The organism is Ruegeria sp. AD6 (genome assembly GCF_056542325.1).
In genome coordinates this window covers 177,266-189,391 of sequence record NZ_JBQFZQ010000004.1, presented here as the reverse complement: position 1 = coordinate 189,391, position 12,126 = coordinate 177,266, and the positions used below count along the sequence as shown (strand labels likewise).

The window sequence follows — 12,126 nt, the reverse complement described above, 5'->3', positions numbered from 1 at the left end:
CCGTCCGGGCCGAGGCTGTTGTTCAGAGCCTGCGATTAGTCGCTTTGCAGACTGTTGGGGTCAAAGGCCCCGCCAAAGCCGCCATTGTTTGATGGCTGCTCTTCGGTCTCTGACTCATCGTCTTCGGCCTCTCCGCCACCCAGCGCATTGGGGGCAAACACGTTTCCGAATCCGCTGTTGTTCGACGGTTTCGGCGCGGTTTGCGTTGTGCCTTGTTCGGCCTCTTCCGCCTCGCGCTGTTTGCGGCGCTCCTCGCGTTGCTTGCGCAGTTCCTGGATGCGCTGTTCGGCTTCCAGCTGCTTTTGCTCACGCACGTCGGCAATGCACTGACCGGGGTTGTAGGCCGTAGCCGTGCCCACGACCGTGATCGTCGCAACCGCAAAGACCACCAGCAGAACCGCAGCCATGTTGCCCGCGAAGAAGCTGGGCAGCTTGATCTTGCCTGCCAGTTCTTCAACAGTGGCGTTCTTGCGCGCTGCGGCCACCAGTTCCTGACGCTTCAGCTTGGCCTCGTTCAGCAGGGCAAAGAACACCGTCAGAACCACGATGATAAAGGCCAGCGCCGAGATCGAAGGCGTGATGCCATAGCGGACCTTCTGCGCCAGTTCGATAGTCAGCGTCGGGTATTCGCCAAAGGTGAAGGTGGTGGTGTTGTAGTTCTCGAACGAGGCGAGGAACGCCAGCACCGCCGCCGACGCAATCGCCGGGCGCATGAAGGGCAGCAGGATCTTGCGGAACGCCTGCGCGTGGGTTGCACCCAGGTCCAGCGCCGCCTCGGTCAGGGCCACGTCATAGCGTTGCAGACGCGCCACCAGAACCAGCATGCAATAGCTGGCGATAAAGGTGGATTGGCCGATCACCGTCAGGAAAATCCCGTTCGACAGCACGCTGTCCGCACCCAGCCCCAGCATCCGGTTGATCCGGTCCCAGAACACCAGCGTCGAGATACCCAGAACAACGCCCGGGATCAGGATCGGCGCGATGATGATCGTGTAATAGGTCGCGCGCAGCTTGGGCCAGATCTGCGTGAGCAGCAGCGCCCCGGCCAGACCCATTGCCACCGACAGAACAACCGTCCCGGCCCCGATGATCAGCGAGTTCTTGATGCCGTTCAGGATGCGCTGATCCTGAAACAGCTCTCCGAACCACTGGAAGGTCAGGCATTCCCACGGGCTCATCCTTGGGAAGCTGGGCGAGTTGAAGGCGGTAATCGACATGATCACCAGCGGCCCCAGCAGATACAGGAAGAAGATCGTCAGGTAGACCCAGATGCTTATGCGGAGGAAGGAAGTGTTCATTTCCCGATATCCCCCATATTCACCTTGAACAGGCGCATCACGGCCAGCACGAACAGGATACAGGTCACCAGCAGCACGATGGCGTAGGCGGCCCCTTGTGGCCAGTCATTGTTGTCGTTGAACTGCTGATAGATCAGCTGCGTGAACCACAGGCTGGACGGCCCGCCCAGAATCTGCGGCGCGGCCAGCGCACCGGCGGACAGCATGAACACCATGGTACAGCCCGAACTGATGCCCGGCTTGGCATAAGGGATCACGACCCGCCAGTGAATGCGCCACCATGGGGCACCCAGATCGCGCGCGGCCTCAATCTGATTGCCGTCGAGACTTTCGATCACGTTATACATCGGGAAGATCATCAGCAGGATGTAGGCGTAGCCCAGACCGGCATAGAGCGCGATGTCGTTGCGGATGAAATCAAACGGCGTATCCCAGATGCCCAGACCCATGAACAGGGTGTTCAGAACCCCGGTCTCACCGAAGATGATCCGCAGGGCAAAGGCGCGCAGGATCTCGTTGATCCAATAGGGGATGATCAGCATGATCGCGAAAATGCGGATATGATTGCCCTTGGACTGACCCAGGTAATAGGCAATCGGGTAGCACAGGATCAGGTTGAAGATCGTCACACAGACCGCCGCCAGCAACGTGCGGAAGAACACGCGCAGATCGACTGCGTTGTAAGCCTGACTGCCGCCTTCGGGGCCGTAGATCAGGTATTTGTAGTTCTCCAGCGTGTAAACGTCCTTCGGGCCACCAATTTCAGGCGGCGGCAGGTTGGGACGGAACGAGAAGTCCAGCATCGACAATTGCGGCAGGATGATCAGGCCGATGGTCCAGAACAGGACCAGACCAAGGATCATCAACCCCATGCCGGTGCCATTGCGGTTGAAGAAGTCTTTCAGAAATCGGGGCATCTGTTGAACCCCTTACTCTGCCGCCAGTTCACCCGCGGGAACCAGAACCGCATTGCGGGCCTCGTATTCCAGCGTGATGGTCTGGCCGGTGTGATCTTCGAAGGATTGCCCCAGGTTTGGCAGAGATACCTTGATCTCTTTCCCGCCGTCGCCTTCGGTGAAGATGTTGAAGACGTTGCCCTCGAATTCTTCGTGATTGACGCGGGCGGTGACAAAGTGATCTCCGGTCGCGCCATCCGGGGCAATGGCAAAGGCTTCGGGGCGGATGAACATCATCGCGTCATCGCCCTCTTTCATCTTGCCCTGATTGGCGGACGAAATCCGCGCCACCAAATCGCCCGAGCGGTTGGTCGCGATCAGCGCCTCGTTGCCCATCACCTGTTTGATCTTGCCACGGAACACGTTGTTTTCGCCCACGAATGAGGCCGCAAAGGCCGTGTTGGGATCGTTGTAAATCGTTTTGCCATCGGCAATCTGGTCGATCACCCCGGCGCGCATGACAGCGATATTGTCCGACATGGTCAGCGCTTCACCCTGATCGTGGGTGATGTAGATGAAGGTGATGCCGACACGCTGTTGAATTTCACGCAGCTCGGTGCGCATGTGCTGGCGCAGTTTCAGGTCCAGCGCCGAAAGCGGTTCGTCCAGCAGCAACACGTCGGGTTCGGCGCACAGCGCGCGGGCAATGGCGACGCGCTGACGCTGACCGCCCGAAAGCTCGCTGGGCAGTTTGTCGCCCTGCCCCGGCAGCGCGATCATGTCCAGCAACTCGTCCGCGCGTTTGCGGCGTTGCGCGGCGCTGGCCCCCTTGATCTCCATCGAGAAGGTGATGTTCTCCCACACTTTCATCAGCGGGAACAACGCGAGGTTCTGGAAGATCAATGCGGTCGGGCGTTTGTTGGGTCCGATCCCGCGCATGTCATTGCCACCGATCAGCACCTTGCCTTCGCTGGGATCAAGAAACCCCGAAACCGCGCGCAGGATCGTTGTCTTGCCACAGCCCGAGGGGCCAAGAAACGAAAAGAAATCGCCCCCGTTGATGTTCACATTGGCATCGCGCACAGCGACGAAATCGCCGAAACGGATCCACAGGTTTTCCAGATCTACTCCGACCCCTGCACTCATTTTAGATATCTCCGTCTGGGGCACATGACTTTCGCACCCTGATAGGCCTGTCGCGCCACAAGGGCGCGCAGGGATCAGCCCCCCGCATATGCAAGGGGCCGGGGTTCGAAACGCTTAGGCGCTTTTGAACTTGTTGACGAACTCGGTGCGGGTTTCCGCATACCAGGGCGCTTCGGCAGGCCACGGGTTGAGGTTGGCCAGCGAGTCGCCCGGATAGGCCTCGGCAAAGTTCTTCTTGTAGGTGTCGCCCGAATACTGGTCGGCACCAAGAACGGGCGAGTTGTACCCGTGGCTATCAATCGCAACACCGGCCGGCTTCGCCTGATAGGCAAAATCGATGAAGGCATAGACCTGATCGATATTGGCAGCACCCGTTGGCATCGAGATACCGTCGACCCAAGCCATCGCACCTTCGACCGGTGCCTGATAGTGCACAGGCTCACCGGCCGATTTCAGGGCCAGCGGCGGGCCGTCCCAGGTCTGGCCGACCACAACGCCTTCGTTCAGTAGGCCGTTTTTCTGCGTATCCGCGTCGTTCCAGATCAGCTTGATCCGATCCTTGCGCGCCACGCACCAGTCGGTGATCTGACCCCAGACCTTGCGCATGGTGTCTTCGTCACCATAAGCGGCCCAGACCGAACCCGGCTCCATCTCGCCCGAGCGTTCCATGTAGAGACCCGCGCCCAGCATCATCGAATGTGCACGGCCCATGGTCTTGCCCGCGTTCTCTTCCGACCAGACGTCGCCATAGGACGGCGCGTCGCCTTCCGGCAGCCACAGGTCGGTGCGATAGGCGATGCCTTCGGTGCCCCAGATATGCGGCAGCCAGTGTGCGCCGCTGTCACCAAAGTTCCACGCGTCGGTGCCGATTTTGGCCATTGCCGGGTTCACCAGATCAACCGGAACCTTGTTCATGTCGAACGGTTGCAGCAGTTCCAGCGGTTCCCACTGAAGCGAGCGGTTGTTGGTGGGCGAGACGATGTCAAAACCCTGGCCCTTGGTGGCCTTCATCTTGTTGATGATTTCTTCGTTCGACCCGATACCGGTGTAGTTCACCTTGATGCCGGTCAGCGTCTCGAATTCCTCAATGAAGCTGGGCGGCAGGTAGTCCGACCACATCAGGATATTGATCTCACCCGACGACGCCAGCGCGCTTTTGCTGTAAAGCGGTGCGGCCAATGCAGCCGCGCCTGCGCCTTTTAGCACCGTGCGTCTGGAAAGGGATTTCCGTTCTACCATTTTGATGTCTCCCATAGTTGGACGTTTGTTTTTGTTATGTGATTGCAGGCCAGAATGTTGCGGCAGAGCTTTTTGTCCAAAAGTGACAGTTGCCAGTTTCCATGAGTCCAGTTTGCAGCCACGTCCGGTGTTTTCCGTGAGGGTGTCACGACTCGTGCCAGACAGCGATACCATAGGGCGGGATTCTCGAACTACCAACAACGTACTGGCGTGAATCGTCGAATTTAAGAACCTGTTCATCGGGGCCGAAGTTAAAGGCAAAGCCCAGATCACCCCGGCGGGTGATCCGCAGATCAGGCCCGCAGTCCGTTTTCCGTAGTCCGGCCCAGTCCAGAACGTCTACCAAAACAGCCATTAACAGGTCGCCGCGCGGGATCATGGCCAGATAAGTCGCCCGGTCCGACCGCACAATCGCCGGGCTTCCATCCCGGTAAGCGCTTGAAAAACAGCCAAGTACCTGATCGCCGGTCTCGATGACCTCGCGCCAGCCCGTGAAGGGATACGCCGATCCATCGGGCATCCGGACGGATTCCTGTACCAGATCGGGAAGCGATTCCACCCGCAGAACCCGGACACCCGCCAGATCGGACAATACGCCAGGCGCCAGATTTGATGGCGTGTGCATGTCATGGGTCTTGCTGCCAGCGCGCGCGCCGATCAGCAGTTTGGCCTTGCTGGCCTGAAGCTTTTCCGCCAGTGCAGGCGAGACGATCATGGCCTGAGGAATCACGATCAGGCGATACCCGGACAGGTCGTCATCTGGCCCTATAAAATCCAGATCAACCCCCTGCGCGCGCAATCCGGCATACCATTCCCGCAGGATATGGGCGTTTGGAAAGGCGTCATCATGGGGCAGAATATCGGCGGCCCAGACCGAGGTATAATCCAGCAGGATCGCCGCCTGCGCCCTTTCCCGCTGTACCGGAGGCAACGTATCGCGCTCGACCGCCACCTGCGCCAGTTCAATTGCCGCCTGATCCGCGCTGCCATCGGAACGAAGCAGCGCGGTGTGATATTGCTCTTGCGCGAAGCGGGCCTGCCGCCAGCGAAAGAACATCACGGCCTGCGCGCCATGGGCATAGGCGGCCCAGGTCCAAAGCCGGATCATGCCATCCGCAGGCGAGGGGTTCTTCTCGGCCCAGTCCACCGGGCCGGGCTGCTGTTCCAGCACCCACACCCGCCCCCGCCCTTGCGAGCGATAGAGGTCGCAGTGAAATCCCTGATAATCCGGCGCGCCGCTACGAAGGTAGCGGTGCTTTTCCTTGTCTGACAGGGTCGATCCCAACAGGTTGCCTAGCGGGTAACTGTCAAACCCGACTATATCCAGATCCTTGGCAACGGCGTGGTGATCGAACTCGAAACTACCTGCCATGAAGTTGTGGGTGATGTCCCGGCCCGGCGCATATTTCCGCAGAATATCCGCCTGCGCCTTGTTGAAAATCCGGACCCGATCCGAAGAATAGCGCGCGAAATCCAGCGCATGGGTCGGGTTCGGCGTCGCAACCAGCCCGTTGGGCAATTCGATCTGGTCAAAGCTGGAATAGAGCATCCCCCAGAACACCGTACCCCATCTTTCGTTCAATGCCTCAATCGAGCCGTAACGGTCCCGCAACCAGCGGCGGAACCCGTCGCGGGCGGCGTCCGAATAGCTCAGCACCGTGTCGTGGTCATTGTATTCATTGTCGATTTGCCAGGCATGAACATGCGGGTTCTGGCCGTACCGCCGCGCGTATTCGGTCGCGATACGCCGGGCTTCTTCCAAATAATCATCGCTGGAGAAACAATAATGCCTGCGCGACCCGAACCCACGCACGCGGCCGTCAGGGCCGACGGGCAGGATCTCGGGGTGCTCATCTATCAGCCATTTTGGCGGCGAGGCTGTCGGTGTCGACATCATCACACGCAGGCCCGCATCGCCCAGAATGCCGATCACCTCATCCAGCCAGCCCCATTCGAACTGATCGCGTTTTGGCTCGATCAGCCCCCAGGTGAATTCGGCAATGCGCACCCAATCCAGCCCCATTTCGACCATCCGTGCCGCATCGTCACGCCATTGGGACGGGTCCCATTGTTCGGGGTAGTAGCAAACCCCAAGTTCCAACCGGCTCATCTGGTGTCCTTCGCGGTGCGGCGTTCGATCCATTTCAGGAAGCTGGCGCAGCCCAAAGTGATCACGACATACAGGATCGCCGCCGTATTGAAGGGCGCAAAGGGCAGGAAGCTGGCGGCCTGAAACTCTCGCATCCGCTGGGTCATGTCACGCACCGACAGGATCGACAGCAGCGAGGTGTCCTTGATCATCGCGATGAATTCGTTGCCCAAAGGCGGCGTCACGATCCGCAGCGCCTGCGGTAGCACGATCAGCCGCGCTGTTTGCCAACGGGACAGGCCCAGAGAGCTGCCTGCCTCCAACTGTCCCTTGGGGATGGCTTCGATCCCGGACCGGAAAATCTCGGCCATGTAAGCGGAATATCCGACCGAAATGGCGATAATCCCCCGCGTCATGTTGGTCATGTCGATACCGCCGCCGGTCGCATCTTTCACGGCCCCGGCCAGAGGCAGACCGATATAGAGGATGATCACCAGCATCGGAATGCCCCGGATCGTGTCCACAAAGAACTCAGCCCCAACCGCAAGCGGATGCAGTTTGTGTTGCGCGCCACCAATAGTCAGGGTCAGTAGCAGGAAACCGAACACCGCAAAGGCCAGCGCCGGATTGCGGAACTTGTCCGGTAGAAAGCTGGTCTGCCACAACACCGGATAGCCTTGTGTATGCGCCTCGACCGGCACAAACGCACCCGAGACGCTGTCGACGGTTTCGATCTGCTCCAACGCGCTGGCCGCATCGGTTGCGCTGCGGATGCGGTATTGTTGATCTCCTCCGCCGTCGAATTCGCCAAACCGGATGATATCGGCCTGCGCTTGCGGCGTGCCGCGCACGATGGCGATCCGCGCCTCGGTGCTGCCGACGAGGGTATAGCTCACCTTTGGCTGCATGAAGAAAAACGTCGAAATGGCCAGCAACGACAGGCTGATCGCCCCGTAGATCATCGTCGTACGCGCCCTGGCCTTGAACGATTGCAGCCCCACCCAGATCAGCCCAAGGATGGCCGCAAATATGTAGGCAAAGATCGCCGCGCGGAATGTGATGGCGACGCCGGTGGCAAACTGCCAATGGGCCATGAACATCAGATAGAACAATGCGGCCCCGGTCAGGATTTCAAACCCCAACTGCACATACCCGCGCATCGGATCGGGCAAACGGCCCGAGACCGAACACAGCGCAATGATCACTGCGTAAGCTGCCAGCAAAACCTGTAAACCCGTCTGCACCTGCGCGACCACCTCGGGGAACAGCACCCAGGTTTGGTTGGACCGGTCAATCAGGGTCGACGTGTTTTCGCTGAGGGCATGAAAGAACACGGATTCGGCGAAAGGCATCAGCATTTGCGGTGCGACAAGGGCCAGTATCGACAAGCCAACCGCCACCGGAAACGCTGCCAGCGCGGCGAGGCGCAACCAAAGGGGGGCTTGCGATTGGAACCGGGTGTGCCGGGCGCAGAGGTATCCAAGGATTGCGGCCGTCAGGACCAGCAGAAAGCCCACAAAGATCGGCCCTGCATTGTTGCCGATCCCCAGAATGGCCACCAGGGACCGCAGGTATTTCGACGACGTGGCGAACAGGTAAATGATAAACGGCGCGGCGGCGAGCAACACAAGGTTGCTCGGGCGGATCGAGCTGAGGCGCGACATGGGGTTCTCCGCTAAGTCAAAGCCCCGGCGATTGGGTCCGCCGGGGCTGTTCGTGTCTTATGGGATTAGTTGGTGCCCCAGTATTTCGCTTTCAGTTCGTCCAAAGTGCCGTCTTCCTGAATGGCGGCCAGCCCGGTGTTGATCGCATCCACGGTCGGGTCGCCTTCCTGAAACACGATGCCCAGCGGGTCGGATTGCAGGCCGGTGATGCCCACGGTCAGCTCTCCGGCGAACTCCTGCTCGTAAGCCGAAGCCGAGGTGCCGTCGATGATCACTCCCTGCACATCGGCGTTTTGCAGCGCCAGAATGGCGGCCGAGAAGTTGTCATACAGGCTGACATTCTCGCGCCCGACCAGTTCTTCGGCCAGTTGTGCGTTGGTGGTGCCGGTCTGCGCGGCCAGTTTCTGACCCCCGGCCTTGAAGTCATCCAGCGTCATGTCGCCATTGTCCACCTGCAGCAGGATGGCCTGGCTGACGATGATGTAGGGTTCGGAAAAATCCATGGTCTCTTCGCGTTCATCGGTGATCGACACACCCGAGATCACCAGATCGAACTCACCCTGCTGAAGCGCGGCAAAGATGCCGTCCCAGGCGGTGTTGACGAAGTTGGGCACGCAATTGACCTTGGCGCAGATCGCATTCATCACGTCTACGTCGAAGCCCACGATCTCACCCGTTGTTTCATCCACGGTTTCCATCGGCGGATAAGTGGCATCCGTCCCGATCTTCAGCACGCGGCCTTCAAGATCAGCGGCAAAAGTTGCGGGCGCGGTCATCGCGGCAAGGGCCGCTGCGGCAAATAGATGTTTGAACATGTTCGGTTTCTCCTTTGTTGGATCAGTTGGATTGCGCCAGTTCCGGCGCGGGGGTGTCAGGTTGCCGCTCGATTAAGGTGGGCCTGATCTTTTTTTGAATTTCTGACGGGTCGGCCCCGTCCAGGGATTTCAGCATGAACTCGCCCAGCAGACGGCTGGTTTCGCCGATCGGCAGGTAGTAGGTGCTGGGCGGCGGCACGAAATACTGGCTGAGTTGCAGATCGTCGGTCGATATTACCACCACATCCCGCCCGACCTGCACGCCGGATTTGGCAGCCGAGGACAAAACGCCCAGCGTCATCGCCTCATTGGCGCAGATGATTGCTGTGGGTGGGTTTGAAAGCCGCGCAAATGTCTGGAAAGCCATTTCACCTGACAACGCGGTGGTCGGCCCGTTGAATACAAGGTCTTCGGCAAATCCGATCTGCGCAGCGGTGAGGGCCTGCACATACCCCTCTTCCCGCTGCGACGCATAGATCAACTCGGACGGTGGATTGACCAGCGCGATCCTGCGGTGCCCCAAACGGATCAGTCGCCGGGTCGCATCAAATGCTGCCGCCTGACTGTCGAAATCAACATAGGGGTGGGGTTGGGTGGCATCGCTCATCCCATATGTCACGAAGGGAAAATTCTGTGCTTGCAAATACGCAATGCGCGGATCGTTCCTGAGCGTACCCGAAAAGATCACCCCATCGGCCAGACCCTCTTGCACGATATTGCGCAAAGTGGTCATGGCGCCGTTCAAGTTCGAGACGCTGAATACGCTCAGCTGATAGCGTGAGCCCTGCAAGGCGCCCGATATGCCGGACAGAATGCGTGTGAATTCAACGCCTTCCCACTCCTCAGACTCATCAGCCGAGACGCCAACCAGAACCGCAATGCGATAGGATTTGTTGGTACGCAATTTCAGGCCGTCCAGATTGACCCGGTATCCTTGCTCTTGCGCAACCTTCTGGATCGCCTCGCGCGTTTCGCGCCTGACAGATGCGTCATCGCGCAAAGCGTTCGAGACGGTTCCGACCGAATAGCCCGTCTGCCGCGCAATCGATTTGATCGTCGCCCGCGCCATTACGCGGCTGTCCTCAGCTGTTGTTCCAGAAACCTGCGCCCGGTTTCCAGTGTGGTCTTGAGGTCGGGGCTTTCGTCATGTTCGACAAACAAATCCGCGCAGCCTGTGCGTGCAAGGGCCGCCAATAAAGGCCCCCAGTCAACAACGCCCTGCCCCAGATCGCGCCAGCGATCATCGCCTTGCTCGGTCGGATCGATATCCTTGGCATGGATGGACAGGATCGAACCCGCGTGGCGCTGAACCATGTCCACAGGATCCAGACCCACCGCCACAACCCAGCCAATATCGGGCTGCCAGTAGATGTTGCCTTGCGACAGGATCAAATCCAGCGGGGTGTCACCTGCCTCGCCCTGCAGATCGAAATCGTGGTTGTGATACCCCAGCCTGACGCCCTGCGCGGCCAAACGGGTGGCCCACTCGGATAGCTGATGCGCCACCTTGGACCAGCCTTCACGAGACTTGGGGCGCATCTCTGGTGACAGCCAGGGCATGATCGCCGCCGGGCAATCCAACAGGTTCAGAACCGCTGAGACCTCATCAAACCGGTCTTCGAACTCTTCCCAGTCAAAATGGGCAGACCGCACCCGCAGGCCCGAGCGTTGAACGATCTCTGCCATCTGGGACGGCGTCAGTTCGTGTAAGCCCGTCGTTTCGACATCCGCAAAACCGCAGGTCGCCGCCATGTCCAGCTGATCGGCCAGACCCCCGCAATGCCGGACTGTGTAAAGTTGCGCGGAAATACGCATATCCCACCATTGAAACGTTTCAAATATGGTGGAATACGAGGGGCGCGCTTGTCAAGCACCCCGCACGGCCCTTGTTTTCGGTTATTTTCGCATCGACATTCCGTTGTGGAACAAATGCACCTTGTCCGGGGCGGCGGTCACCGACGCGGTCTGGCCCCGCAGGTTTCGTTGCACGCCGGGCAGTTTGGCGATGACCGATTCTGCCCCTTCGGATTTCTCGAAATAAAGCAGTGTGACCTCGCCCAAGGCTTCGGTGAAATCGACGGTGCCGGACAGGATCGGATCGCTGTCGGTCAGGACAAAATCTTCGGGCCGAACGCCAATATTGACCTGTTTGCCTTCGTCCCCAGCCTCGGTCGGGATTGTCGAAACCGCCGTGCCACCAGAGGCCAGCGAAACAGTGGTCATCTGCCCGGTGCCCGTGATCGTGCCCGGCAACAGGTTCATCGAGGGTGAGCCGATGAACTGCGCCACAAACTCATTGTCCGGCGTTTCATAAAGCTCCAAAGGAGTTCCGACCTGCGCAATCCCTTTGTTGGCCAGAACCACGATCCGGCTGGCCAGCGTCATGGCCTCGACCTGATCGTGGGTCACATAGATCATCGTGCTGTCAGGCATCGCCTCTTTCAGACGCGCAATCTCGATCCTTGTGGCCACGCGCAGGGCGGCATCGAGGTTCGAAAGCGGTTCATCGAACAGATACACCTTCGGATCACGTACAATCGCGCGCCCGATAGCCACCCGTTGCCGCTGACCGCCTGACAGCGCTTTGGGCAAACGATCCAGAAACGGTTCGAGCTGAAGGATTTTGGCGGCACGCTCGACCGAGGCGTCGATCTCGGAGGCTGGCATCTTGGCGATCTTCAGGGCAAAGGCCATGTTCTCACGCACGGTCATATGCGGATAGAGCGCGTAGGATTGGAACACCATGGCGATGCCGCGCTGCGCAGGCGGGACTTCGTTCATGACCTGCCCTTCGATCTCTAGCGTGCCACCAGAGATCTTCTCCAACCCTGCGATCATCCGCAGCAAGGTGGATTTACCGCAGCCCGAGGGGCCGACGAAGACAATCAACTCACCCTGTTCGATGTCCAGATCGATATGTTTCAGGACATCAACAGGACCATAGGACTTGGCAACGTCCGTCAGCTTGAGTTCAGACAT

10 protein-coding genes are annotated in these 12,126 nt (G+C 59.4%); all 10 read right to left on the bottom strand.

Annotation, left to right across the window (positions count from 1 at the left end):
- Window positions 1-35: 35 nt before the first annotated feature.
- On the bottom strand, window positions 36-1,298 hold the full coding sequence (locus tag ACR0KJ_RS11140; protein WP_170453798.1) for an ABC transporter permease subunit: 1,263 nt from the start codon (window positions 1,296-1,298) through the stop codon (window positions 36-38).
- Window positions 1,295-2,215, bottom strand: coding sequence for an ABC transporter permease (locus ACR0KJ_RS11135; protein WP_170453799.1), 921 nt, complete (start codon window positions 2,213-2,215; stop codon window positions 1,295-1,297). The genes ACR0KJ_RS11140 and ACR0KJ_RS11135 overlap by 4 nt, the downstream gene beginning before the upstream one ends.
- A gap of 12 nt (window positions 2,216-2,227) precedes the next feature.
- On the bottom strand, window positions 2,228-3,340 hold the full coding sequence (locus ACR0KJ_RS11130; RefSeq protein ID WP_170453800.1) for an ABC transporter ATP-binding protein: 1,113 nt from the start codon (window positions 3,338-3,340) through the stop codon (window positions 2,228-2,230).
- 114 nt (window positions 3,341-3,454) lie between these two features.
- Window positions 3,455-4,579, bottom strand: a complete 1,125-nt coding sequence (locus ACR0KJ_RS11125; protein WP_170523054.1) for an extracellular solute-binding protein — start codon at window positions 4,577-4,579, stop codon at window positions 3,455-3,457.
- Between the two features lie 145 nt (window positions 4,580-4,724).
- Entirely contained in the window at window positions 4,725-6,689 is a 1,965-nt protein-coding gene (locus ACR0KJ_RS11120; RefSeq protein ID WP_480626692.1) for a beta-galactosidase, read from the bottom strand.
- Window positions 6,686-8,332, bottom strand: a complete 1,647-nt coding sequence (locus ACR0KJ_RS11115; protein ID WP_480626691.1) for an amino acid ABC transporter permease — start codon at window positions 8,330-8,332, stop codon at window positions 6,686-6,688. Before ACR0KJ_RS11115 ends, ACR0KJ_RS11120 begins: the two co-directional genes overlap by 4 nt.
- A 65-nt stretch (window positions 8,333-8,397) precedes the next feature.
- The gene (locus ACR0KJ_RS11110; RefSeq protein ID WP_170453804.1) at window positions 8,398-9,147 is read right to left on the bottom strand and encodes a basic amino acid ABC transporter substrate-binding protein; all 750 of its coding nucleotides are present in this window, start codon (window positions 9,145-9,147) and stop codon (window positions 8,398-8,400) included.
- Window positions 9,148-9,169: 22 nt separating this feature from the next.
- Entirely contained in the window at window positions 9,170-10,216 is a 1,047-nt protein-coding gene (locus ACR0KJ_RS11105; RefSeq protein WP_480626690.1) for a LacI family DNA-binding transcriptional regulator, read from the bottom strand.
- Window positions 10,216-10,962, bottom strand: a complete 747-nt coding sequence (locus ACR0KJ_RS11100; RefSeq protein ID WP_480626689.1) for a sugar phosphate isomerase/epimerase family protein — start codon at window positions 10,960-10,962, stop codon at window positions 10,216-10,218. Before ACR0KJ_RS11100 ends, ACR0KJ_RS11105 begins: the two co-directional genes overlap by 1 nt.
- Before the next feature lie 81 nt (window positions 10,963-11,043).
- Window positions 11,044-12,126: a sn-glycerol-3-phosphate ABC transporter ATP-binding protein UgpC gene (locus ACR0KJ_RS11095; protein WP_170453807.1), complete on the bottom strand. Its 1,083-nt coding sequence runs from the start codon at window positions 12,124-12,126 to the stop codon at window positions 11,044-11,046.

Coding starts and splice junctions, on each gene's coding strand:
- ACR0KJ_RS11140 (WP_170453798.1), bottom strand. CDS start 1,298: ATGAACACTTCCTTCCTCCGCATAAGCATCTGGGTCTACCTGACGATC.
- ACR0KJ_RS11135 (WP_170453799.1), bottom strand. CDS start 2,215: ATGCCCCGATTTCTGAAAGACTTCTTCAACCGCAATGGCACCGGCATG.
- ACR0KJ_RS11130 (WP_170453800.1), bottom strand. CDS start 3,340: ATGAGTGCAGGGGTCGGAGTAGATCTGGAAAACCTGTGGATCCGTTTC.
- ACR0KJ_RS11125 (WP_170523054.1), bottom strand. CDS start 4,579: ATGGTAGAACGGAAATCCCTTTCCAGACGCACGGTGCTAAAAGGCGCA.
- ACR0KJ_RS11120 (WP_480626692.1), bottom strand. CDS start 6,689: ATGAGCCGGTTGGAACTTGGGGTTTGCTACTACCCCGAACAATGGGAC.
- ACR0KJ_RS11115 (WP_480626691.1), bottom strand. CDS start 8,332: ATGTCGCGCCTCAGCTCGATCCGCCCGAGCAACCTTGTGTTGCTCGCC.
- ACR0KJ_RS11110 (WP_170453804.1), bottom strand. CDS start 9,147: ATGTTCAAACATCTATTTGCCGCAGCGGCCCTTGCCGCGATGACCGCG.
- ACR0KJ_RS11105 (WP_480626690.1), bottom strand. CDS start 10,216: ATGGCGCGGGCGACGATCAAATCGATTGCGCGGCAGACGGGCTATTCG.
- ACR0KJ_RS11100 (WP_480626689.1), bottom strand. CDS start 10,962: ATGCGTATTTCCGCGCAACTTTACACAGTCCGGCATTGCGGGGGTCTG.
- ACR0KJ_RS11095 (WP_170453807.1), bottom strand. CDS start 12,126: ATGTCTGAACTCAAGCTGACGGACGTTGCCAAGTCCTATGGTCCTGTT.